General features: G+C 73.1%; 20 protein-coding genes. 13 read left to right on the top strand and 7 right to left on the bottom strand.

All coding sequences use genetic code 11. The features are described 5' to 3' along the window. The first annotated feature begins 90 nt into the window (after nt 1–90). Nucleotides 91–282 carry a hypothetical protein gene (locus ACIGNX_RS01935; RefSeq protein WP_396535270.1) on the top strand — a complete coding sequence of 64 codons (192 nt, stop codon included), beginning with the start codon at nt 91–93 and terminating at the stop codon, nt 280–282. Between the two features lie 71 nt (nt 283–353). On the opposite strand, the gene ACIGNX_RS01940 is transcribed toward ACIGNX_RS01935, so the two are convergent. Then, on the bottom strand, nt 354–3,233 hold the full coding sequence (locus ACIGNX_RS01940; protein ID WP_396535272.1) for an AfsR/SARP family transcriptional regulator: 2,880 nt from the start codon (nt 3,231–3,233) through the stop codon (nt 354–356). Nucleotides 3,234–3,483: 250 nt separating this feature from the next. Here ACIGNX_RS01940 and ACIGNX_RS01945 point away from each other — a divergent pair, with 250 nt between their 5' ends. Further along, nucleotides 3,484–3,870, top strand: coding sequence for a nuclear transport factor 2 family protein (locus ACIGNX_RS01945; RefSeq protein ID WP_396535274.1), 387 nt, complete (start codon nt 3,484–3,486; stop codon nt 3,868–3,870). 390 nt (nt 3,871–4,260) lie between these two features. On the opposite strand, the gene ACIGNX_RS01950 is transcribed toward ACIGNX_RS01945, so the two are convergent. Beyond that, nucleotides 4,261–4,884: a superoxide dismutase gene (locus ACIGNX_RS01950; protein WP_396535276.1), complete on the bottom strand. Its 624-nt coding sequence runs from the start codon at nt 4,882–4,884 to the stop codon at nt 4,261–4,263. A 299-nt stretch (nt 4,885–5,183) separates the two neighbouring features. Between ACIGNX_RS01950 and ACIGNX_RS01955 the strand changes: the two genes are divergently transcribed. Next, on the top strand, nt 5,184–5,456 hold the full coding sequence (locus ACIGNX_RS01955) for a GlsB/YeaQ/YmgE family stress response membrane protein (protein ID WP_396535278.1): 273 nt from the start codon (nt 5,184–5,186) through the stop codon (nt 5,454–5,456). A gap of 239 nt (nt 5,457–5,695) precedes the next feature. Next, nucleotides 5,696–6,292 (top strand): hypothetical protein, encoded by a 597-nt coding sequence (locus tag ACIGNX_RS01960; protein WP_396535280.1) that lies wholly within the window; start codon nt 5,696–5,698, stop codon nt 6,290–6,292. A 105-nt stretch (nt 6,293–6,397) separates the two neighbouring features. Here ACIGNX_RS01960 and ACIGNX_RS01965 read toward each other — a convergent pair whose 3' ends face one another. Further along, nucleotides 6,398–6,739 carry a hypothetical protein gene (locus ACIGNX_RS01965; protein ID WP_396535282.1) on the bottom strand — a complete coding sequence of 114 codons (342 nt, stop codon included), beginning with the start codon at nt 6,737–6,739 and terminating at the stop codon, nt 6,398–6,400. Nucleotides 6,740–7,049: 310 nt separating this feature from the next. Between ACIGNX_RS01965 and ACIGNX_RS01970 the strand changes: the two genes are divergently transcribed. After that, a complete protein-coding gene (locus tag ACIGNX_RS01970) occupies nt 7,050–8,303 on the top strand; it encodes a helix-turn-helix transcriptional regulator (protein WP_396535284.1) in 1,254 nt (417 codons plus the stop codon). Beyond that, a complete protein-coding gene (locus ACIGNX_RS01975) occupies nt 8,300–8,815 on the top strand; it encodes an NUDIX domain-containing protein (protein WP_396535286.1) in 516 nt (171 codons plus the stop codon). The genes ACIGNX_RS01970 and ACIGNX_RS01975 overlap by 4 nt, the downstream gene beginning before the upstream one ends. A 303-nt stretch (nt 8,816–9,118) precedes the next feature. On the opposite strand, the gene ACIGNX_RS01980 is transcribed toward ACIGNX_RS01975, so the two are convergent. Beyond that, nucleotides 9,119–10,393, bottom strand: a complete 1,275-nt coding sequence (locus ACIGNX_RS01980) for a hypothetical protein (RefSeq protein ID WP_396535288.1) — start codon at nt 10,391–10,393, stop codon at nt 9,119–9,121. A gap of 330 nt (nt 10,394–10,723) precedes the next feature. On the opposite strand from ACIGNX_RS01980, the gene ACIGNX_RS01985 reads away from it, so the two are divergent. Then, entirely contained in the window at nt 10,724–13,126 is a 2,403-nt protein-coding gene (locus ACIGNX_RS01985) for a ricin-type beta-trefoil lectin domain protein (protein ID WP_396535290.1), read from the top strand. A gap of 235 nt (nt 13,127–13,361) precedes the next feature. Next, the gene (locus ACIGNX_RS01990) at nt 13,362–14,585 is read left to right on the top strand and encodes an SLC13 family permease (protein ID WP_396535292.1); all 1,224 of its coding nucleotides are present in this window, start codon (nt 13,362–13,364) and stop codon (nt 14,583–14,585) included. 19 nt (nt 14,586–14,604) lie between these two features. On the opposite strand, the gene ACIGNX_RS01995 is transcribed toward ACIGNX_RS01990, so the two are convergent. The 3 genes from ACIGNX_RS01995 to ACIGNX_RS02005 all read right to left on the bottom strand — a co-directional run bounded on the left by ACIGNX_RS01995 (nt 14,605) and on the right by ACIGNX_RS02005 (nt 17,766). Then, nucleotides 14,605–15,804 (bottom strand): sensor histidine kinase, encoded by a 1,200-nt coding sequence (locus ACIGNX_RS01995; RefSeq protein WP_396535293.1) that lies wholly within the window; start codon nt 15,802–15,804, stop codon nt 14,605–14,607. 179 nt (nt 15,805–15,983) lie between these two features. Next, nucleotides 15,984–16,670, bottom strand: a complete 687-nt coding sequence (locus ACIGNX_RS02000) for a response regulator transcription factor (protein ID WP_396535295.1) — start codon at nt 16,668–16,670, stop codon at nt 15,984–15,986. A 259-nt stretch (nt 16,671–16,929) separates the two neighbouring features. Further along, on the bottom strand, nt 16,930–17,766 hold the full coding sequence (locus ACIGNX_RS02005) for a PaaX family transcriptional regulator C-terminal domain-containing protein (RefSeq protein ID WP_396535297.1): 837 nt from the start codon (nt 17,764–17,766) through the stop codon (nt 16,930–16,932). Between the two features lie 105 nt (nt 17,767–17,871). Here ACIGNX_RS02005 and ACIGNX_RS02010 point away from each other — a divergent pair, with 105 nt between their 5' ends. From ACIGNX_RS02010 to ACIGNX_RS02030, 5 genes are all read left to right on the top strand, one after another. Next, nucleotides 17,872–18,798 carry an SDR family NAD(P)-dependent oxidoreductase gene (locus ACIGNX_RS02010; protein WP_396535299.1) on the top strand — a complete coding sequence of 309 codons (927 nt, stop codon included), beginning with the start codon at nt 17,872–17,874 and terminating at the stop codon, nt 18,796–18,798. 7 nt (nt 18,799–18,805) lie between these two features. Continuing rightward, on the top strand, nt 18,806–19,690 hold the full coding sequence (locus ACIGNX_RS02015; RefSeq protein WP_396535648.1) for an amidohydrolase family protein: 885 nt from the start codon (nt 18,806–18,808) through the stop codon (nt 19,688–19,690). Then, nucleotides 19,687–20,145, top strand: coding sequence for a MaoC family dehydratase (locus tag ACIGNX_RS02020; RefSeq protein ID WP_396535301.1), 459 nt, complete (start codon nt 19,687–19,689; stop codon nt 20,143–20,145). Before ACIGNX_RS02015 ends, ACIGNX_RS02020 begins: the two co-directional genes overlap by 4 nt. Before the next feature lie 68 nt (nt 20,146–20,213). Further along, nucleotides 20,214–21,434 (top strand): MFS transporter, encoded by a 1,221-nt coding sequence (locus ACIGNX_RS02025; protein ID WP_396535650.1) that lies wholly within the window; start codon nt 20,214–20,216, stop codon nt 21,432–21,434. Nucleotides 21,435–21,445: 11 nt separating this feature from the next. Beyond that, nucleotides 21,446–22,897, top strand: coding sequence for a long-chain fatty acid--CoA ligase (locus ACIGNX_RS02030; RefSeq protein WP_396535303.1), 1,452 nt, complete (start codon nt 21,446–21,448; stop codon nt 22,895–22,897). Nucleotides 22,898–22,901 lie beyond the last annotated feature (4 nt).

Genomic DNA, 22,901 nt, shown 5'->3' on the forward strand with positions numbered 1-22,901 from the left:
GGCGGGGGATAAATGGCGTGATAAGGCGGGGATTAAATGCCCTCATACATTTTTCTCAACGCCGGACAACAAGCCCGAACGGAGAGAGAAATGAACTTCACCGCCATTGCCAAGGGTGCCGTCCTCGCCGCCGCCGTCCTGGTCGCGACCCTCTTCGGGGCCCAGAGCGCCCTGGCCGAGGGCACCAACCCCTGGGACGGCGCGCCGACCGGCACCACCGCCGGCACGAACCCCTGGGACGGCGCGCCGGTCACGACCGACGGCACCAACCCCTGGGACTAGGAACCGCCACCGCTCCACCGGACGCAGCCCCGCGCGTGACGCGACCCGCCGGGCCCGCGAACCCCGCCGGACTACGCGGGGGCCGTTCCCTCCAACAGGGCCAGGTCCCGCCGCACCACCGCCGCCCCGCCGTGATCCATGATCCGCTCCCGCACCGCTATCGACCGGGCGAAGTAGTCCTTGGCCACCTCGTGCCGCCCCGCCGCCGCGTTGACCTCGCCCAGGTTGTGCAGCAGGTGCGCCTCGCCGATCACGTCCCGGTTGGCGCGCACCATCTCCAGCACCTCCGACAGGATCCGCTCCGCCTCCGCGTGCTCGCCCCGGTGCAGGCGCACCTGCCCGATGCGGCGCAACGTCGTGGCGACCCCGCCGGTGTAGCCGACCGCGCGGCAGGTGTCCATCGCCTCGGCCAGCTGCTCCAACGCCTCGTCACCGCGGCCGGTGCGCATCAGGACGTGGGCGCGCTGGGTCAGCACGATCGCCCGCCCCACCACGTCTCCCACCTGCCCGAAGCCGCGCAGCGCGCTGTCGTAGAGCGCCAGCGCGCCCTCGTCGTCACCGGCCTGCCGGGTCAGCAGCCCCAGGTCGCGCCGGCACAGCGCCTGCCCCAGCGGGTCGTCCAGCTCCACGAACAGCGCCAGCGCCTCGGTCAGCGCGGCCCGCGACCGCTCGGCGCGCCCCAGGTTGATGTGCAGGGTGCCCAGCGACGCCAGCAGCGCCGCGGTGCCGCGCGCGTTGCCCGCCGCCCTGGTGGCGCGCAGCGCCTCGTCGTGGGTGTGCCCCCAGTCGTCCAGGTGACCGCGCGCCTCGAACAGCGTCGTCGCGGTGACCGCGAGGTCCCAGCACAGCTCGTCCAGCCCGGCCGCGGCCGCCTGCGCCACCGCGGCGCGCAGGTTCGGCAGCTCGCCCTCCAGCCACTCCATCGGGCGCTCCAGCAACCGCGCCGCGTGCTCGGCGGGCGGGTGCCAGCGCGGCGCGGTGCCGTGCAGCGCGGTGAAGTCGCCGCCGAACACGCCGCGGTGCGCCTGCTCGGCCAGCGACAACCAGCCACCCAGCACGCGCTGCCGCACCGAAGCCTGCTCGGCGGCGTCCACGGTGGACAACTGCTCGCGGGCGAACAGGCGGATGATGTCCTGGAACCGGTAGCGGAAGCCGCCCGTGCCGTCGACCGACACCACGTCGAGCATCTGCACGTCCACCAGCGGCTCGACCAGGTCCGACGGGTAGGGGCGGTGGTCGTCCAGCACCGCGCCCGCCACCCAGCCCGGCAGCGACGGCCCCTCGGCCAGGCTCAGCAGCCCGAACAGCCGCCGGGTCGGCGCGTCGAGCCCGTCGTGGGTCAGCGACAGGCTCGCCCGGATCGTCATCTCGCCGTGCGCCAGCTCGTCCAGCCGGTGCCGCTCGCTGGCCAGCCGGTGCACCATCGACGCGAGCGACCAGTGCGGCCGGGCCGCCAACCGCGCCGCGACGATGCGCAGCGCCAGCGGCAGCCCGCCCACGGTGCGCACCAGCGCCTCGGCGGCCTCCCGCTCGCCCGCCACCCGGGCCTCGCCGACGACCTTGCCCAACAGCTCCAACGACTGGTCGCGGTCCAGCAGGTCCACCTCGAGCTGCCGGGCACCCGGCAACCCGGTCAGCCGCGTCCGGCTGGTGACCACGACCGCGCACCGGCCGCTGCCCGGCAGCAGCGGCAGCACCTGCCGCTCGCTGACAGCGTTGTCGAGCACCACGAGCACCCGCCGGTCCGCCAGCAGCGTCCGGTACATCTCGGTGCGCGCGGCCGGCTCCGCGGGGATCATCGCGCCCGGTATGCCCAGCGCCTGGAGGAACCGGCCGAGCACGTCGGCGGACTCGCCCGCGTCGCCGTAGGTGCCGCGCAGGTCGCAGTACAGCTGGCCGTCCGGGAAGTGCTCCTCGGCCAGCCGGTGCCCGATGTGCGCGGCCACCGTGGACTTGCCGACGCCCGGCCGGCCGATCACCACCACCACGCCGATCGCGCGCCGCCCGCGCCCGTCGGTCAGCACCTCCTCCGCGGTGCGGATCAGGTCCTCCCCGCCGACGAAGTCCGCCGTGTCCGCGGGCAGTTGCCGGGGTACCGCCTGCGGCGGCGGCACGTCGGCGGGCGGTGCGGGCGGCTGCTCCCGCTCGGCGGGCGGGTTGCGCAGCAGCGAGGTGTCACCGGCGTGGATCGCCCGCTCCAACCCCCGCAGCTCCTCGCCCGGCTCCAGGCCCAGCTCCTCCACGAGCAGGTCGCGCCCGGCGCGGTAGACCTCCAGCGCCTCGGCCTTGCGCCCCGACCGGTACAGCGCCAGCATCAGCAGCGCCCGCAGCCGTTCCCGCAGCGGGTGCTCGTGCACCAGCCTGCCGATCTCGCCGACCAGCTCGTGGTGCAGCCCCAGCTCCAGGTCCAGGCCGAGGTAGGTCTCCACGGCGTTGAGCCGCTCCTCCTCCAGCCGCAGCGCCCTGGTCCGCAGCGGTCGACCGGGCAGCCCGGCCAGGCACGGCCCGTGCCACAACCCCACCGCGGCCCGCAGCAGCTCCGACGCCTCGGCCGGGGCGCCGCGCTTGACCGCCGCCCGCGCCTCGGCGACCGCGCGCTCGAACACGTGGACGTCGATCGAGGTCGCCGGCACGCGCAGCTGGTAGCCGGGTGAGCGGGTCACGATGGACACCTCGACCCCGGCGTCGGAGAGCTGCTTGCGCAGCCGCGACACGCAGATCTGCACCTGGGTGCGCGCGGTGTCGGGCGGGTTGGTCTCCCACAGGGCGTCCACGAGGTGGTCGGTGCCGACCACCTTGTTCGCCTCCAGCAGCAGGGAGGCCAGGATGACCTGCTGCCGCCCGGGCGGGATGCGCACCGGACCGCGCGCCCCGATCACCTCGACCGGACCGAGGACCCGGAACACCAGGTGGTCGCCGTCGGGCGACACCCGCCTCACGACCTCGTCCACGCGACCTCCGCTCACCCACCCGGCGTGGAACCCGGCACCGGGCAACAGGCCAGAAGATACCCGGGCGAATCATCGGTGTATGTCCACCCGATGTCCCAAACCGGCCCGTGGCGGGTGATCGGGAAAGGCTATGAACGCCGAGATGCCGAGGGGATAGCGGCGTGATAAGGGGCGGTTGCCGGGGGCGGGGAAAGTGGGTCGCACGAGCCCCTCCCGCACCTCGGCGGGAGGCGGCCGAAAGGAGGGGGACATGGTTCTCGGCGAACGGCGGCTCCCGCCGCCCAGCGACGCGGTCACGGCGGTCGGCGTGGACCACGTCCGGCTTTCCTACCTCTACGCCGACGAGGGCGATTTGGAGGGCCTGGAGTCGCTGCTGCACGAGCAACCGCAGTTCAGGGCAGTGGGCCCGCTGTCGCCGCCGCCCCGCTCCGAGGTCCTGGAAGTCCTCGCGCCGACCCGCGGCCCGCGCGGCACGCACCGCCTGCTCCGCGTCATCGCCGACGGCGACTGCATCGCCGCGGTCGGCCGCTTCACCGCCGCCCCGGCGACCGAGGTGGAATTCGCCGACATCTTCACCATCGCCGACGACGGCCTCCTGCTGGGGTGCCGTCGTTTCTATTCCACGAACTCCCGGTGAAGCGCCGGGAACGCGTTCGGGGCAATCACCGCGGGACGGTGCTTCGGCGTCCCGAACGGCCATTCCACGCGGGCGGCGTCACGGGCGCCCGCGGCAGCGCCGGTGCGATCCGGTGGTGGGCCCCGCGCGCCCCGCCCGGGGGGCCCCCCCCCCCGGGGGGGGGGGGGGGGGGGGCCCGCGGCCCGGGGGGGGGGGGGCGGGGGGGGGGGGGGGGGCGGGGGGGGGCGGGGGCCCCCCCCCCCCCCCCCGCGCCGGGGGGGGGGGCCCCCCGGCCGCCGGGCGCGGGGGGGGGGGGGGGGGGGCCCCCCCCCGCGCCCCCCGGGCGCCCCCCCCCCCGCGGCAGGGAGGGGCTTGTCGGAGCGCCCACTGCCGGGTTCGGGCGGGCCGGGGTCAGGCGGCGGGCAGGGTGGGGCGGCCGGCGCGGGCGGCGTCGAAGCGGCGGGTGACGTCGGTCCAGTTCACCAGTGACCACAGCTTCTGCACGTAGTCCGGGCGCACGTTGCGGTACTGCAGGTAGTAGGCGTGCTCCCAGGCGTCGAAGACCAGCAGCGGGCTGGTGTTCATGCCGACGTTGCCGTGGTGGTCGTAGACCTGCTCCACGACCAGGCGGTGCGACAGCGGCTCCCACGCCAGCACGCCCCAGCCCGAGCCCTGCACGGTGGAGGTGGCGGCGGAGAGCTGCTTGGCGAAGGCGTCGAAGGAGCCGAAGTGCTCGTCGATCGCGGCGGACAGCTCGCCCTCGGGGCGGTCGCCGCCGTCGGGGGAGAGGTTCTCCCAGAAGATCGTGTGCAGCACGTGGCCGGACAGGTTGAACGCGAACGTCTTCTCCAGCCCGACGATGCCGGAGAAGTCGTCCTTCTCGCGGACCTCGGCGATGCGCTCCAGGGTGTCGTTCGCGCCCTTGACGTAGGCGGCGTGGTGCTTGGAGTGGTGCAGCTCCAGGATCTCGCCCGTGATCGCCGGTTCGAGCGCGGCGTAGTCGTAAGGCAGGTCGGGCAGCCGGTACTGGCCCACGGGGTCCCCCTCGGTCGGTGGTCTGTTGCCAGTAGATCGCAACTGCCAGTTATTTGCAACAAGCGACGCCGCGGAGCCGGCCGCGGTTCGCGGGGCTGGGGGCGACGTCGAGGGGGCGACAACGGGTGGTCCACACGAGACGGTCGGTGAGCCGGGGCCGCTTCCTCGGCGTCCACGGCCAAACGTCGGGTAATCCAGATCACCGGAGGTGTGAAACCCGTGTGGGTTGGGCATCCCGGGCTCAGCAACGACCACGTCGCGTCGCAGGAGTCGGCGTGGCACGAGGACAAGGAACCACCGTGGGCATCCTGGGTTGGATCGTTCTGGGTCTCATCGCCGGCGCCATCGCCAAGGCCATCATGCCCGGCAAGGACCCGGGCGGCATCGTCATCACCATGCTGCTCGGCATCGTCGGCGCCATCCTCGGCGGGTTCATCGGCCGCGCCATCTTCGGCACCGACATCGGCAGCTTCTTCGACCTGAGCACCTGGCTGCTGGCCATCCTCGGCTCGGTCGTCGTGCTGGCCATCTACCACCTGGTCACCGGCCGTCGCCACCGCGCCCACGGCTGACACCCCCACCACCACCGACTCGGGCCCGCCGGACACCACCGGCGGGCCCGAGTCGCGTGCGCGGGAGGGGGCGCCGAACGCCGCGACCGCGCTGCCCGGTACGGCGCACGCCGCTCGTGCGTTCGGCCCACCGGGGTAACGGTCCGCAGTCGGGTTTTCGCGTACCGGTCGGTAGCGGGTATACCGGCGAGGACACCGCAGGAACGGCCGCCGGCGGCCGTCCGGCACGAGGAGGCACGGTGGTGGAGCGGTTCCCGCGTCCCCGACCAGCGGCACCCGACCCCGAGGTGTTCGGGGAAGCGGAGGTGCGGGAGTTCCTCGACCCGTGGCACCCGCGGGCCAGCGTGGAGACCGGCGGCTCCGGGCAGGTGATCGTCAACCCCGAACGCGTGCTGGACAACATCACCCTCGCCCTGCACCGGTTGGACGTCGACATCGACGCGCCGCCCGCGTTCGAGCCGGACACGGTGACGGTGAACGAGCTGGCCGTCATGATCGACGACCTCGACCGGGCGGCGACGCTCGTGACGCGCCTGGTCAACATCGCCGTGCAGCTGATGGCGACCCGCTACCCCGAAGCCCTGGTCCGGTTCCCGCTGCCCGAGACCTACGACCTGCGCGACGTCGACCGGCTGGCCATCGGCGACCGGGAGCACGCCCTGGCCCGGCAGATCCTCAACCACCGCCTGGCGAGCGACGTCGACCTGGAACCGGACGACGTCGTGGAACTGCTGCGCCCGCTGGGTCCCGGCGAGCAGGTCCACCTGCTGGTCGCCCTGTGCCGCATGTACCGCCACAAGCTGCTGGCCCTCAAGCACCACACCGGCACCTCCTGACCGCCGAACCGCACCACCGGTGCGGACCTCGGGCGAACCCCGGTAGCGTTGGGTGGCGGGCCATCACCCCGCGTGTTCAGTGGCGAATCGTCTGCCGCGCTGCTCTCAGCCCCGGTGCGCCGCAGTGGTCGTCCGTCCCAGCCACACCACGTGCACCTGTCGCACTCCTGCCGACCGCGAGCTGATCTCGAACAGGGTTCGGGCGCTCTCCGCGCTCTCGGAGTGCAGTGAGAAGTCGCCTTCCACGGAGTTGACGTCAGCCCGGTCGGCGTAGGCAAGGCCGTAGCCCGCCACGCGGGTGCCTTCGACCTCGCCGTACTCCTCCACGAGCGCGAACAGCCGTGGTGCCTCGGCCTCCGCCAGTTCACGCATGAGCCCGGTGCACCGCTCCGCGCTCCACGGCAGTCCCGCGGTGGTCGATGCCTTCCGTTCGACCGGCTCGTTCACGCGCTCTTCCTTTCCTCGAAGCCCTGGATCAGGCGGGCCAGGGCGTCACCGTGCATCAGGACGTTGCCCGCCTGCTCGGGCGTGTCGACCCGCAGGCGGACGGGGTGCGGCATGATCACTGCTTCCTCGTAGTGCGGCCGGGCTTGCCTGGTGCCGGCCGTGATCAAGGGTGGGACCCCGGAGCAGCGGTGCCCAGCGCCGCCCTGTGGCCCGGATATCGCCCGAACGGGGCCGGTCAGCTGCACCGCTAGGCTTGACCAGGCACAACCCGCACCGCGCGATGCGGCAGCCCGCGCCAGGAGGTCACTCGATGGCAGTACGGCGGACCGGCTTCGTCCGTGCCAGGAAGGCCGCCGGCTTCACCCAGGAGGCGTTCGCGGAGGTCATGCGCGTCGACCGCTCCACGGTGGCCCGCTGGGAGCGGGGAACGCGTGAGCCGCTGCCGTACCAGCGGTCGAAGCTTGCTCGGCTGCTGAAGGTCACGATGAACGAGCTGGACGAACTGCTGCACCCCGAGGGGGAAAGCGTTGCGGCTGAGCAACATGGCGCACCTCTTGGGGATGTGGTCCTCGACCACGACGGCTCCGTGGTGGCCGAGACTCCGCGCACGCCTGCTCAGCCGGTGGCCCTGCGCGAGGTGATCGGCTTCCGCGCCGTGTCCGAGGCGTTTCAAGCCGCCGACCGGAAGATCGGTGGCGGCGTTCTCTACGGGCAGGTCATGCGTTTCCTGCGAGACGAGGTCGCGCCGAAGCTCCTCGCGCCGCCGTCCGGGATGACGCATCACGAGGTGTTCTCCGCGGCGGCGTCCTTCTCCGAGTTCGCGGGGTGGATGGCCCATGACAGTGGCCACGATCGGCAAGCCAAAGTGCATCTGACGCAGGCTTACCACCTGGCTGCGACCGCCCAGAACCTCCCGCTCAGCTCCAACGTCCTCGCGTCGCTGTCACACCTTGCCGTGCAGCTGGGGGATGCCCGGACTGCCGAGCGGTTGGCCGGCAAGGGAATTTCCCGGATTAAGGGTGGCCGGGCTCGTGTTCCCCACCTGGTTGCACGGCTCCACGCCCTGCGTGCTCGGGCGCTCGCCCTACAAGGAAAAGAGTTGGACGCTCGTCTGGCGCTCGACGCCGGAGAGAGCGCCCTGGACGTCGTGACGCGAGATGCTCGGGAAAATTGGCTTTCCGGTTTCGATCAGGCATCCTTCGCTGCTGAAGCAGCGCTGTGCATGTATGACTTGCGGAGGTATCAAGATGCGGTGCGCAACGCAACGGAGGTCATTGGCCTGCGAGGTGGGAGCGACCGCCTCCGAAGTCGGACACTCGCCGGTCTGACGTTGGCGAGCGCACTGGCGGCACTGGAAGATCACGCGGGTGCGGCGCGAGTCGGTCTGGAGATCGTCGAGGCTGCTCCGGGACTCGGATCCGCGCGTGTGCACTCCGGCGTCGCGCAGTTGCGGCAGCGGCTCTCGGGTCAGGCGCACCTGCCGGAGGTCAGGGAGATGAACGACCGCTTGGCGGCGTCCGCGAGTGCACAGATGTCGGCAGCACAAGCGGAGTGGCCGGTATGAGCGCGCAAGAAGACGACGACCCGGAGCGCTTCAGGTGGCTGGCTGAGGGCAACGCACGGCAAGCACGCAAGCGCGTTTCCGCGAAGGTCGTCATCTGCGATGAGGATGGTCGGGTTCTGCTGGTCAACCCAACGTACAAGCAGTACTGGGACCTGCCGGGCGGCATGGCCGAGGCGAACGAGTCGCCGATCGCCGCGGCGCTCCGCGAGGTCGCGGAGGAGTTGGGCTTCACCGCGCGGATCGGCGGTCTGCTGCTTGTGGACTGGGTAGCCGCGCACGGTCCGTGGGATGACCTTCTCGTGTTCGTCTTCGATGGCGGGACGGTTGGCGGGGACGATTTGCTCCGCATGTCGGTCACGGACGAGGAGTTGTCTGATTTCGCATTCTTCTCACTGGAAGCAGCGAAAGCGCGGTTGAGGCCGGACATGTGGTCCAAGCTGCGCCGTGCTGTAGCGGCGAAGCGAGTAGGCGCTGTGTTGTACGAGGAGTTCCATCACAGTCGGCCGGGGTGATCGGCAGCTCTGGTACCACCCGGCGCCCACCGGATGTGGCCGCACGTGCTGACGACGGAGGTCGCGCGCAGCGAGGAGCATCCCGGCGGGCGCACGACACAGCGACGCGGTGGAACTCATGGTCGGCGTGCTGTACGACAGCGGTGTCGTGCCGACCGGCGGTGGGACGTGCGTGGGGATGGTACGGCCGACCGCTTCAGCGGCCCGTGGCCGACGGTTCCCGCCGTGCAGGGCGCGCGGCTGGAGCAGCGGCCCCACGACGGCGGGTCCCGTCGGGCGTCCACGATCACGTGGCGCAGGGGGTCAGCCGACGGTGATCGTGCCGTCGGCCGACCGGACGCAGCTCACCGCGCGGGCCGTCGTGGCGGCGGCGCCCGCGAGGCACCGGCCCAGCACGCCGTGGCCGGTGGCGTTCGGGTGCCACGACTCCTGGCAGGTCTGGAAGTAGGTCACGCAGGTGTTGGCGATGCGCTGCACGTCGAGCTTGTCCTTGCCCGCCAGGCTGGTCACGAACGTGCCGGACGGGCCGTCCTGGAGCCGGATCGGCGTGGCCAGGGCGTTGTCCGGGCTGCCGTCCCGCTCGCACAGCCGCGCGCCGTCGAACGCCCGCTGCACGTTGAGGTACACCAGGTCGGCGCCGGGGAACTCGGCGGACAGCGCGGCGTGCGCCCCCTGCACCACGCTGCCCAGCCGGGACGAGAACACGTGCCCCGGGGCCAGGCTGGCGCGATGCACCGGGCAGCCGGCGGCGTAGCGCTCCGCGCCGAGGTCGCGGAACTTGTCGCGGGTGTCGGTGCGCCCGTCCTCCTCGTGGTACCGGGTGGCGAGGTCGAGCGGCAGCGGGTTGGTGTAGTCCTGGAAGACGACCCGGTGCCTGCCGTCCGCGTCGACCTGCGCCAGGGTGGTGAGCAGCGACCGCAGGGCCGCGGTGGTCTCGGCGGTCGCCGCCGCGACCTCGGCCTCCGTGGCCAGGTCGGACACCGCGCACGGCTCCTGCGGCACCGGGCCGCCCAGGTAGGCCCAGAACTCCCACCACCCGGTCCAGGCGTCGGCGATGAAGCGGTTGGCGCACAGCGTGGCCACGTCGCCGAAGGTGAACGAGCTGTTGTTCGAGCCGAGGCCGACCAGGACCAGGTCGATGTCGTGCGTGGCGGCGACGGCGCGGAGCTGGTCGAGCTGCGCGGCGACGGCGCGCCCCTTGGCCCGGCCGCCCGAGGGGTTGAGCACGTCGTGCGGCTGGCCGCCCGAGCAGGCGAGGTTGAACCGGGCCTGGATGCCCGGCAGGTCGGCCCGGTGCAGGGAGGCGTTGGCCGACCGGTGGCAGAAGAACGCGTTGTCGTTCGGCGCGGACCAGCCCGGGAACCCCTGGGTCACGCCGTTGACGTCGGTCACCGGCTGGTAGGAGCCGGCGCCCTCGCCGCTGACGAAGCTGTCGCCGATCGCGACGGCGGCGGTGGGCAGCGCCGCGGCGGCCGGGGCGGCGGTCGCCGGGGTGGGCGCGGCGGTGGCAGGGGTACCGGACCAGGCGAGGGCGACGGCGAGTGCCGCCGCCACCGCCGGGCGTCGAAGCAGGGACATGGCGACCTCCTCGGTGACGGCCGAACTGACGCGAAATTGGTTCACGTAGCCCGGCGGCGGTCAACACCGAAGGCGTCTCCCGGGAGGCCGTTGACGCCACGACGTGCGCGCCCACCGGAACCGGGACTTTGCCTGTTCACGCTCACATCCGAAGCCTGGATCGAAGGTTTTCCCAACGCCAGCGGGTGATCTGCTCAAGTGAGCGCTCACAACTTTAGCTTTGACCGGTCACCGTGCGCGGTAGTTACATGGCCGCTGGGGCGATTCCGCCACCCGGGACGACCCGACCGCCGCAGGGGCCGCGCCCACCCGACCTAGGGAGAACCACCCATGCCTCAACACAGCCGCACACCGCGTCGGCTGCGCGGACTGGCGGCCGTCCTGGCCCTGGCCGCGAGCGGTGTCGTGGGAGTGGCCGCCGCGCCCGCGCAGGCGGCCACCGCGATCACCATCAACGGAACGTCCGCCGGCCGCACGTTCGACGGCGTGGGCGCGGTCAGCGGCGGTGGCGGCAACAGCCGCCTGCTGATCGACTACCCCGAGCCGCAGCGCGGGCAGATCCTCGACTACCTGTTCAAGCCCGGGTACGGGGCCGCGCTGCAGATCCTCAAGGTGGAGATCGGCGGTGACACCAACTCCACCAGCGGCGCGGAGCCGAGCCACTCCCACTTCCGCGGCGACCTGAACTGCGACCGCGGCTACGAGTGGTGGATCGCCGAGCAGGCCAAGGCGCGCAACCCGAACCTCAAGCTGGTGGCGCTGCCGTGGGGGGCGCCGGGCTACCTCGGCAACGGCACGTTCCTGTCCCGCGACACGATCGACTACCTGCTGAGCTGGCTGGGCTGCGCCAAGCAGCACAACCTGACCATCGACTACCTCACGGCCGCGCAGAACGAGAAGGCGTGGAGCCCGAGCTGGACCGTCGACCTCCGCAACGCCCTCAACGCCAACGGGTACAGCTCGATGAAGCTCATCGTGGGCGACTCGTGGCCCGGCGACTGGGGCCCGGCCGGCCCGATCGCCACCGACACGGCCTACCGCAACGCCACCGACATCCTCAGCGCGCACTACACGTGCGGCTACCTCAGCGCGCAGACCTCGTGCACCGTCCCGGCGAACGTGGCCAACTCCGGCAAGGTGCTGTGGTCCAGCGAGAACGGCTCGCAGGACTACAACGACGGCGCGAAGCCGCTGGCCCGCGGCATCAACCGGGTCTACCTCGACGGGAAGATGACCGCCTACCTCAACTGGGACCTGATCGCCGCGACGACGCCGAACGTGCCGTGGCCGACGGTGGGCCTGGTGCTGGCCAACCAGCCGTGGTCGGGCTACTACTCGGTCGGCAAGGACACGTGGGCGCTCGCGCACACCGCCCAGTTCACCGCGCCGGGCTGGAAGTACCTCGACTCCTCCAGCGGCTACCTCGGCGGCAACCGGAACAACGGCAGCTACGTCTCGCTGAAGTCGCCGAACAACTCCGACTACAGCACGATCATCGAGACCATGGACGCCACGGCGGCCCAGACGCTGGACTTCACCGTCACCGGCGGCCTGTCCACCGCGCCGGTCCACGTGTGGTCGACCAACCTGAACTCGAACAACACCGCCGACCACTTCCGCCGGGCCGCCGACATCACGCCCTCCGGCGGCAGGTTCTCGCTGACCGTCCAGCCGGGTCACCTCTACAGCTTCACCACGACGTCCGGCCAGGGCAGGGGCACCGCCACCAGCCCGCCGCAGGGCGCGTTGAACCTGCCCTACAGCGACGACTTCGACTCCTACCCGGTCGGCAAGGAGGCGAAGTACCTGATGGACATGGAGGGCGCCTTCGAGACGGCCGCGTGCGGCGGCGGGCGCGCGGGCACGTGCGTGCGCCAGGCGTCCCCGCAGAAGGCGATCCCGTGGAAGACCGAGACCGCGCCGTACGCGTTGCTGGGCAACGTGAACTGGAGCAACTACACCGTGTCGGCCGACGTGCTGCTGGAGAAGTCCGGCCAGGTCGAGCTGCTCGGTCGGGTGGGGTCGCAGAAGGTGACCGACCAGGGCGCGGTGAACGCCTACTACTTCCGGGTCGGTGACAACGGAGCCTGGTCGGTCCTGCGCAACAACACCAACCGGCAGGTCACCACGTTGCGCAGCGGCACGACGGCGGCGCTGGGCACCGGTCGCTGGCACACCATGACCCTCGGCTTCTCCGGCAGCACCATCACCGTCGGCGTCGACGGCACCGTGCTCGCGACGCTGACCGACTCGACCTTCGGCACGGGCCAGCCGGGCATCGGCACGAGCCAGGGCGAGACCGCCCAGTTCGACAACCTCGCCATCACCGGCTCGGGTGGCGGCGGCACGACGTCGGCCCTGCGCAACACCGCCGCCGGCCGCTGCCTCGACGTGCCGAACCAGTCGCAGACCAACGGCACGCAGACCACGCTGTGGGACTGCAACGCCGGCCCGAACCAGCAGTGGACCCTCACCGGGGGCAAGCAGCTCCAGGTCTACGGGACCAAGTGCCTCGACGCCGAGGGCGCGGGCACCGGCTCCGGCACCAGGGCGATCATCTGGGACTGCAACGGCGGTGCGAACCAGCAGTGGAACCTCAACCAGGACGGCACGATCACCGGCGTGCAGTCCGGGCTGTGCCTGAGCCCGAACGCCGGCGGCACCGCGAACGGCACGCAGGTGGTCCTGTCCACCTGCACCGGCGCGGCCGGCCAGAAGTGGGCCGGCAGCTGATCGACGGGTGAGCCCGCGCGGACGCCGGCCGTGCCCCTCGGGGTGCGGCCGGCGTTCCGCGTGGTCGGGCGGTGCGCCGCCGGCGAGTGCTCTCCGTCACCAGGACGGCCGACGGCCCTGCGCCGCCGCGTCGCCGGGGCGATCATCACCTGGGGTCACGACCGGGTGCGCCCCACACGGTGAGGAGTCCGTCCTGAACGCGTCGACCGCGGAGGCGCTGGCCGCCGTCCTGCTGGTGCTCGTGCTGGCGGCCGCGGTCGTGCGGCCGTGGGGGTGGCCCGAGGCGGTCGTGGCGGTGCCCGCCGCCGCGCTGGTGCTCCTGACGGGGGTGATCACCCCGGAGCACGCCGCGGCGGAGGTGGCGCGGCTCGGGCCGGTCGTCGTGTTCCTGGCCGCGATCCTGGTGCTGGCCCAGCTGTGCGACGACGAAGGCCTGTTCCACGCCTGCGGCACCTGGCTGGCCCGGGCGGCGGCGGGCCGGCCGCGTCGACTGCTGGGCGGGGTGTTCGTGATCGCCTCGCTGGTCACGGCGGTGCTGAGCCTGGACGCGACGGTGGTGCTGCTGACCCCGGTGGTGTTCGCGACGGCCTCGCGGCTGGGCGCACGGCCGAAACCGCACGTCTACGCCTGCGCGCACCTGTCGAACAGCGCGTCGCTGCTGCTGCCGGTGTCGAACCTGACCAACCTGCTGGCGCTGGCCGCGAGCGGGCTGAGCTTCACCCGGTTCGCCGCGCTGATGGCCGCGCCCTGGCTGGTGGCCGTCGCCGCCGAGTACCTGGTGTTCCGGCGGTTCTTCGCCGCCGACCTGAACGCCGCGGCGGAGGTCCCGGCCACCCCCGAGCCGCGCGAGGTGCCGGTGTTCGCCCTGGTCACGCTCGCGGCCACGTTGGCCGGGTTCGTGCTCACCGCCGCGGTGGGCCTCAGCCCCGCCTGGGCGGCCGCGGCCGGCGTGCTGGTGCTGGTCGTGCGCCGGGTGGGTCGCACGGGTGTCGGCGGCGCGGTGTCGCGGGTCGTGCGCGCGGCGGACCTGCCGTTCCTCGCGTTCGTCCTGGCGCTGGGCGTGGTCGTGCGCGCGGTGGTCGACAACGGGCTGGCGGACGCGTTGTCGCACGTGGTCCCCGAGGGCACCGGCCTGGTCGCGCTGCTCGGCCTGGCCGCGCTGGCCGCGGTGCTGGCGAACGTGATCAACAACCTGCCCGCGGTGCTCGTGCTGCTGCCGCTCGCCGCACCGGCCGGCGCGGGGGCGGTGCTCGCGGTGCTGCTCGGGGTGAACCTCGGCCCCAACCTCACCTACGCCGGGTCGTTGGCCACGCTGCTGTGGCGGCGGGTCGTCCGCGCCCACGACCCGACCGCGGTGCGCCTGGGGGAGTTCACCCGGCTCGGCCTGCTCGCCGTGCCCACCAGCCTGCTGCTCGCGGTGGTGGCGCTGTGGGCGTCGTTGAGCGTGATCGGGGTGTGACGGGCGGGTCCGGTCCGGGTCAGCGCGCCAGCGGGAGGGTGGCGGTGAAGCGGGCTCCGCCGGTCGGGTGGTCGGTGGCGTGCAGGGTGCCGTGGTGCGTGGTGGCGATGCGGCGGGCGATCGGCAGGCCCAGGCCGGTGCCGCCCGTGTCGCGGGTGCGGGCGTCGTCCAGGCGGGTGAAGCGGTCGAAGGCGCGTTCCCGGTCCTGCGGCGGGATGCCCGGTCCGTCGTCCAGGACGTCGAGGACCGCGTGCGCGCGCTTGACGGTCAGCCGCACGGTGACGGCCGAGGTCGCGTGGCGCTCGGCGTTGTCCAGCAGGTTGCCCAGCAGGCGGTGCAGCAGCGCCCGGCTGCCGCGCACCGGCGCGGGGTGGCCGGTCAGGTCGACGGTGACGGCGTGCCGGGTGCGGCGGTGCACGACCTCGTCCTGGACCAGGGCGGTGAGGTCGACGACGTCGCGGTCCGCCGCGCTGTGGTCGAGCCGGGACAGCAGCAGCAGGTCGGTGGCGAGCTGTTGCAGGCGCCGGGTGTCCAGCAGCGCGCCGTCGACCACGGCCGGCCAGTCGGCGAGGTCGGGGTGGGCGGTGGCGATCTCCAGCTCCGCCCGCAGCGCGGCGATCGGGCTGCGCAGCTCGTGCGAGGCGTCGGCGATGAACCGCCGGTTCTCCTCCACGGCGGTCTGGAGCCGGTTCAGCGTGGCGTTGACCGTGGTCGCCAGGTCGGCCAGCTCGCGGTAGGTCCGCGGCACGACGACCCGCCGGGTCAGGTCGTGCTCGGTGATGTCCGCGACCTCCCGCCGGATCGCCTCCACCGGCCGCAGCACCCGTCCCGTGGCCACCCACGCGATCCCCGCGAACAGCGCGATCAGCAGCACCGCGCCGTACCCCAGCAGCACGACCTGCTCGTTCAGCGACCGCTGGGCGGCCACCAGCCGGGCGCGCTGCCCGGGCGACACCACGCGAACGGGGTCGAACCGGCTGAGCGGCCGGCCGTCGTCCGAGGTGAACCGGAAGGTGACCTGCTCGGGGTCGGTCCACGGCAGCAGGGACAGCTGCGGGATGAGCGTGATGTCCGCGAGCGGTGCGGGGGAGGAGGCGACGCGGCCCATCAGCTCCTCGGCCGACAGCGGGACATCGGTGCTCGCCACCCGCTCGACGCAGCCCGACATGCCGGAGCCGGCCGTCGCCACGTGCTCGTGCGCGACGTCCCCGGGCGTCACCTCGGGCGCCGGAACGCACAGGAAAAGGGAATTCAGCGACACGGTGTCCGGTCGCGTGGCGTCGTCGCGCAGGAATACCGCGCCGAATGCGGTGGCGGCGAGGACCGGTACGGCAATCGCCGCGGTGATCGCGACCGAGACGGAAAAGCGCAACGAGTGGCGAAACCGTCGGCGGCGCATCAGTCCACATTCCCGTCTTCGTCGACCAATCGGTAGCCGATGCCGCGGACGGTGGTGATGGTGCGGCGGTCGAACGGCGCGTCGATCTTGCGCCGCAGCGAGCTGACGTAGACCTCGACCAGGTTGTGGTCCACGTCCCGGGCCTCGTCCCACACGCCCGCGATGATCTCCGCCTTCGACACCACCTGGTCGCGGCGGCGCAGCAGGAACTCCAGCACCGCGAACTCCCGCGCGGTCAGCGCGACGGGCGCGCCGGAGCGGCGGCACGCCCGCGTCGCGGGGTCCAGCTCCAGGTCACCGGCCCGCAGCACGGTCGGCCGGGCCGGCGCCGCTCGCCGGGCGAGCGCCCGCAGCCGGGCCACCAGCACCAGGTAGGAGAACGGCTTGGTCAGGTAGTCGTCCGCGCCCGTGTCCAGCCCCTCGGCCTCGTCCAGCTCGCCGTCCTTGGCGGTGAGCATGAGGATGGGCGTCCAGACCTCGGCGGCCCGCAGCCGCGCGCACACCCTGTACCCGTTCATCCCGGGGAGCATCACGTCGAGCACGATCACGTCGTACCGGTGCTCGGTCGCCCGCCACAGGCCGTCGTTCCCGTCGTATTCCACGTCGACGACGAAACCGTCCGCGGTGAGGCCGCGGGTCAGCAAGCCGACTAATCGGCGATCGTCGTCCACCACCAATACCCGCACGTCGGTCACTATGCCGCATCGATATCGGTCCTGTCCCGCATTTCCACCCGTCGCCGTGTGCATGGCCCGGTGTCGCACCGGGTGCGCCGCGCGGGCCATGCACACGAGCCGCCGTCGGCCTTTTCGGTTCCCCCCTCCGACGGCGTGCCGCGGACGCACCCCCGTGTCCCTCCCGCGGACTCGACCCACTCTGCCCGCGGGAGGCTGAAGGATCCCTGAAAGCGCCTGAAGCGGGTTTCAGGTGCGCCGCCGCGCCCGGTCAGCCGTCCTCGGCGGGGATCTCCTCGACCAGGCCGGCCGCCAGGGCGGAGGCGGTGTCGCGGTAGCGGGCGTCGAGGGTGTGGAAGAGGGTCTCGGCGTGGATCGCGGGCCAGTCCTCGGCCAGGTGCTCGGCGGGCAGGTGCGGGTCCTGGCGCACGAGGTCCAGCCAGTCGGTGTGCAGGAGCAGCAGGCGGGCCAGGTCGTCGGTCGCCTCGGGCAGCGGGGTGCCCCGGCCCCAGCGGTCGGCGAAGGAGCGGTAGCGCGAGGCGATCGCCGCGGTGTCGAACACGCGGTGCACCAGGTCGGTCGGGTCGGTGGGCTCGGCCGGGCGGGCGGTGAAGACGCTGACGTGCCCGGTCAGGCCGAGGCGTTCGGCGATGTCGGCCGCGTCCCGGGTGCCCGGCGCGATCCACAGGCCGTTCTGGAGCATCCCGAACCCGGCCCACTGCAGGTGCGAGCGCAGGTCGTGCCGGTCGGACCGGCGCGTGTCGGGCAGGGAGAAGCCGACCAGCGTCCACGTGCCGTCCCAGTCGCGGTTCACCGCGCCGGTCTCCCAGATGCGCCGCTTGCCGTCGCGCAGCACCGCGGTGGCGTGCTCCGTCAGTCCGAAGTAGACGCGACGGCCGCGGCGCTGCCGGGTGAGCAGGCCGCGGCCCGCCATGCGGGTGAGCGTGGAGCGGACCGCCTCCTCCGACACGCCCACCCGCTCGAACACGTCGATCACGCTGCCGGAGTAGACCGCCGTGCCGCGGTCGAGCACGTACAGGCCGAGGAAGGCCAGCATCAACGACTGGGGGCGGTGCTGGGGCGGTGCGTGGTCGGGCTGGTCGGTCACGCGGGTCAGGGTAGCCGGCGACAGCGTTATTGGGCAGAGTCTGGACGACCGTCATGAAACTGCCGTATGTTCGGCCGTGCGGCACCGAGCGCGAGGAGGCGCGTCATGGACCTGCGGATTCCCACCCCCGACGGGAAGGTCGCCGTGGTCACCGGCGGCGGCCGGGGGCTCGGGCGGGCGTACGCGGAGGCGTTGGCGCGGGCCGGCGCGGCGGTCGTGGTCAACGACGTCGACGCCGACGCGGCGCACGCGGTCGTCAAGGGCATCACCGGGGAGGGCGGGCGCGCGGTCGCCGTCGTCGCCCCGGTCGGCCCGACCTCCACCGCCGACCGGCTCGTGGCCACCGCCGTCGCGGAGTTCGGCCGGCTGGACGTGCTGGTCGCCAACGCCGGCGTCCTGCGCGACCGCGTGCTGTGGAAGATGACCGACGACGACTTCGACGCCGTGGTGGACGTCCACCTGCGCGGGACCTTCACCTGCGCCCGCGCCGCCGCCGCGCGGATGCGCGAGCAGGGCGGGGGAGGAAGCCTGGTCCTGGTCTCCTCGCCCGCGGGGCAGCGCGGCAACTTCGGCCAGGCCAACTACGCCGCCGCGAAGGCGGGCATCGTCGCGATGGCCCGCACCTGGGCGCTGGAACTGGCCCGGTCGGGCATCGCGGTCAACGCCGTGGTCCCGGTCGCCGCCACCGACATGACCCGCACGATCCCGGCCTTCGCGCCCGCGATCGACGAGGCCGAGCGCACCGGCGCGCCGCTGCCCGGCTGGCTGCGCCGCGGCCACGGCCTGGGCACCGCCGAGGACGCCGCCGCGCTCGTCGTGTTCCTGGCCTCCGACGCCGCCCGCGGCATCACCGGCCAGGCCATCGGCATCGGCGGCGACCGGCTGGCCCTGTGGGCGCACCCGAAGGAGAAGGCCGTGGCCTTCGCCGAGGGCGGCTGGACCGCCGCCGCCATCGCCGAGGCCTGGGCGACCGGCGTCGGCGCGGAGCCGGAGACCTACGGCATCCCCGCCCCGACCCCGCCGGAGGCGTGACGTGGCCATCGACCTCGACGCCCTCACGGCCATCGACGTGCACACCCACGCCGAGGTGTCCCGCACGGGCCACCCCTCCCTGCCGCCGGCGCTGTTGGAGGCTTCCACCCGCCACTTCAAGGCGCACGGCCACCGGCCCACCGTCCCCGAGATCGCCGCCCACTACCGCGAGCGCCGCATGGCGGCCGTGGTGTTCACCGTGGACGCCGAGCACGCCACCGGCCACCCCCGCATCCCGAACGAGGAGGTGGCCGAGAGCTGCGCCGAGCACGACGACGTGCTGATCCCGTTCGCGAGCGTCGACCCGTGGAAGGGCCGGGCGGGCGCGCGGGAGGCCCGCCGCCTGGTCACCGGGCACGGCGTGCGCGGCTTCAAGTTCCACCCCAGCCTCCAGGGCTTCTCGCCCGACGACCGGATGGCCTACCCGCTCTACGAGGTGATCGAGGAGCTCGGCGTGCCCGCCCTGTTCCACTCCGGCCAGACCGGCATCGGCGCGGGCGTGCCCGGCGGTGGCGGCATCCGGCTGCGGCACTCCGACCCGATGCTGGTCGACGCGGTGGCCGCGGACTTCCCGGACCTGCGGATCGTGCTGGCCCACCCGTCGTTCCCGTGGCAGGACGAGGCGCTGGCCGTGGCCACGCACAAGCCGAACGTCCACATCGACCTGTCCGGCTGGTCGCCGAAGTACTTCCCGCCGCAGCTCGTCCGCTACGCAGGCTCCCTGCTCCAGGACAAGGTGCTGTTCGGCTCCGACTACCCGCTGATCACCCCCGACCGCTGGCTGGCCGACTTCGCCGCGCTCGACCTCGAGCCCGAGGTCCGCCCCAAGATCCTCAAGCACAACGCGGCCAGGCTCCTCGGCCTGACCGCCGACGACCCGGAGCGCCCATGACCACGACCGCCCGCGGACTCGCCGACCTCCTCGCCCTCGCCGGCCGCGACCTCGGCCGCACGCCGTGGCGCGAGATCACCCAGGACCGCGTCGACACCTTCGCCGACGCCACCGACGACCACCAGTGGATCCACACCGACCCCGCGCGCGCCGCGTCCGGGCCGTTCGGCGGGACCATCGCCCACGGCTACCTCACCCTGTCGCTGGTCATCCCGATGTTCGGCGAGCTGCTCGCCGTCGACGGCGTCCGGATGAGCGTCAACTACGGGCTGGACAAGGTGCGCTTCCCCAGCCCGGTGCCCGTCGGGGCCAAGGTCCGGCTCGCGGGCCGCGTCGCCGAGGTCACGCCCACCGCCGACGACGGCGTGCAGATGGTCCTCGACTTCACCGTCGAGCTGGCCGGCTCGGACAAGCCGGCGTGCGTCGCGCGCGCCGTGTACCGGCATTACGCCTGAGACCCCGGAGGTCCGCCGTGCCGAACCCGCAACTGCGTCGCGCCGTCGCGTCCAGCTTCCTCGGCAGCATGATCGAGTACTACGACTTCCTCCTCTACGCCACCGCGTCCGCCGTGGTGTTCAACAAGGTCTTCTTCCCCGCCCTCGACCCGCTCGTCGGCACCGTCGCGAGCCTGGGCACGTTCGCCACCGGCTACCTCGCCCGACCGCTGGGCGGGGTGCTGTTCGGGCACTTCGGCGACCTGCTGGGCCGCAAGCGCGTCCTGGTGGCGACGATGACCCTGATGGGCGTCTCCAGCGCCCTCATCGGCCTGCTGCCCACCTACCGGCAGGTGGGCGCGCTGGCGCCGATCGGCCTGGTGCTCCTGCGCCTGCTCCAGGGCGTCGCGGTCGGCGGCGAGTGGGGTGGCGCGGTGCTGATGTCCACCGAGCACGCCACCGGCAGGCGCGGCCTGTGGGCCGGGTTCACCAACGCGGGCGCGCCGTGCGGCCTGCTGCTGTCCACCGCGGCGCTGGCGGGCACCGGCGCGTTGCTCGGCGAACGGGCGTTCCTCGACTGGGGGTGGCGGTTGCCCTTCCTGGTCAGCGTCGTGCTGCTCGGCGTCGGGCTGTTCGTGCGGCACCGGGTGGAGGAGACGCCGGTGTTCCGCGCCCTCGACCGCACCGGGCCGCGCCGGCTGCCCGTGCGGGACGTGCTGCGCCACCAGCCGCGCGTGCTGGCGCTGGGCGTCGGGGTGGGGCTGTCCTCGTTCGTCGTGCAGTCGACGTTGACGACGTTCGTGGTGGCGCACGGCGTCCAGGTCGGCCACGCGCGGCAGACCGTGCTCAACGCGCTCACGCTGTCCTCGGCGTGCGCGGTCGTCGGCATCCTCGGCTGGGCGGCGGCCTCGGACCGGTTCGGCAGGCGGCCGGTCGTGCTGGCCGGGGCGGTGGTGGCGGGCGCGTACGGCTTCGTGCTGTTCCCCCTGGTGGACAGCGGGAGCACCGCGTTGCTCGTCGTCGCGCTCGTCCTGGGACAAGGCGTGGTGCACCCGATGCTGTACGGGCCGCTGGCCGCCCTCTACAGCGAGCTGTTCCGCGCCGAGCACCGCTACACGGGCGCGTCGCTGGGCTACCAGCTCGCCGGGCTCGGGGCCGGGTTCGCGCCCCTGCTGTTCGCCGAGGTGCAGCGCGCCACCGGCGGGCGCGGGCTCACCCTCGTCTCGCTCGTCATCGCGGGCACGTGCCTGCTCACCGCGCTGTGCGTGCTCGCCCTGCGCGAGACCCGCGACCCGCTGCCCCTGCCGTGAGGAGGACCGACGTGGACAACGCGGGACTGGGCGGGTGGCCCGCCCGGCGGGCGCTCATGTCCCCCGACCGCACGGCGATCGTCCACTCCGGACGGTCGATCACCTACGCCGAACTGGCCGCGCGCGTCGACCGGGCCGCGCACCGGCTGCGCGCGGAGGGCGTGCGCGCCGGGGACCGGGTCGCCTACCTGGGGCCCAACCACCCGTCGTTCGTCGAGACGATGTTCGCCACCCACGCCCTCGGCGCGGTGTTCGTGCCCGTCAACACCCGCCTGGCCGCACCCGAGCTCGACCACGTGCTGACCGACTCGGGCGCGTCGGTGCTGGTCCACGCGTCGGCGCTGCCGGAGCCGATCCGCCGTCCGGGCACGGTGGTCGCCCTGGCGGACTACGAGGACTGGCTCGGGCCCTCGCCCGCCGAGCCGGTCGACGTGCCGGTGAGCCGCGACGCCCCCGCGTTCATCCTCTACACCTCGGGCACGACCGGGCGCCCGAAGGGCGCCGTGCTGACGCACGACAACCTCGTCTGGAACACCTACAACCTCCTGGTGGGCATGGACATCGCGGGCAGCGAGCGCACCCTGGTCTCCGCGCCGCTGTTCCACGTCGGCGCGCTGGCCCAGACCCTGCTGCCCACGTTGCTCAAGGGCGGCACGGCGGTGCTCACCCCCGGCTGGGACGTCGACCGGGTGTACGACCTGGTCGAGGGGGAGCGGATCACCTGGATGTTCGGCGTCACCACGATGTTCGCCGACCTGGCCGCCTCCCCGCGGTGGCGCACGGCCGACCTGTCGTCGTTGCGGCACCTGCTGTGCGGCGGCGCGGCCGTGCCCGAGACCCTGATCCGCACCTACCAGGAGCGGGGCCTCACGTTCTGCCAGGGCTACGGCCTGACCGAGACCGCGCCCGGCGTGACGCTGCTGGAGGCGCGGGAGAGCGTCCGCAAGGCGGGTTCGGCGGGCCCTCCGGTGTTCTTCGGCGACGTCCGGGTGGCGGCCACCGGCGAGGTGCTCGTGCGCGGGCCGAACGTCACCCCCGGCTACTGGAACGACCCGACCGCGACCGCCGCCGCGTTCCTGCCGGGCGGCTGGTTCCGCACCGGCGACGTGGGCCGCTTCGACGCCGACGGCCACCTGCACGTGGTGGACCGGCTGAAGGACATGTTCATCTCGGGCGGCGAGAACGTCTACCCGGCCGAGGTGGAGAGCGCCCTGGTCGAGCACCCGGCGGTCGTGGAGGCCGCCGTGGTCGGCGTCCCGCACCCGCGGTGGGGCGAGGTCGGCCGGGCGTTCGTGCGGTACGCGGAGGGCGGTGGGCCGACGGAGGAGGAGCTGCGCGCCTTCCTGGCCACGCGGCTGGCGAGGTACAAGATCCCGGCGCACGTGGACGTGGTGCCCGCCCTGCCCCGCACGGCCTCCGGCAAGGTCCGGAAGTCCGAGCTGCGGCACCTGCCGATCCGGTGACCGG

This window comes from Actinosynnema sp. NPDC053489, from assembly GCF_044544865.1.
Taxonomy (GTDB): domain Bacteria; phylum Actinomycetota; class Actinomycetes; order Mycobacteriales; family Pseudonocardiaceae; genus Actinosynnema.

Coding starts and splice junctions, on each gene's coding strand:
- ACIGNX_RS01945 (WP_396535274.1), top strand. CDS start 3,484: ATGGTTCTCGGCGAACGGCGGCTCCCGCCGCCCAGCGACGCGGTCACG.
- ACIGNX_RS01980 (WP_396535288.1), bottom strand. CDS start 10,393: ATGTCCCTGCTTCGACGCCCGGCGGTGGCGGCGGCACTCGCCGTCGCC.
- ACIGNX_RS01985 (WP_396535290.1), top strand. CDS start 10,724: ATGCCTCAACACAGCCGCACACCGCGTCGGCTGCGCGGACTGGCGGCC.
- ACIGNX_RS01970 (WP_396535284.1), top strand. CDS start 7,050: ATGGCAGTACGGCGGACCGGCTTCGTCCGTGCCAGGAAGGCCGCCGGC.
- ACIGNX_RS01975 (WP_396535286.1), top strand. CDS start 8,300: ATGAGCGCGCAAGAAGACGACGACCCGGAGCGCTTCAGGTGGCTGGCT.
- ACIGNX_RS02020 (WP_396535301.1), top strand. CDS start 19,687: ATGACCACGACCGCCCGCGGACTCGCCGACCTCCTCGCCCTCGCCGGC.
- ACIGNX_RS01935 (WP_396535270.1), top strand. CDS start 91: ATGAACTTCACCGCCATTGCCAAGGGTGCCGTCCTCGCCGCCGCCGTC.
- ACIGNX_RS02025 (WP_396535650.1), top strand. CDS start 20,214: ATGATCGAGTACTACGACTTCCTCCTCTACGCCACCGCGTCCGCCGTG.
- ACIGNX_RS02010 (WP_396535299.1), top strand. CDS start 17,872: ATGGACCTGCGGATTCCCACCCCCGACGGGAAGGTCGCCGTGGTCACC.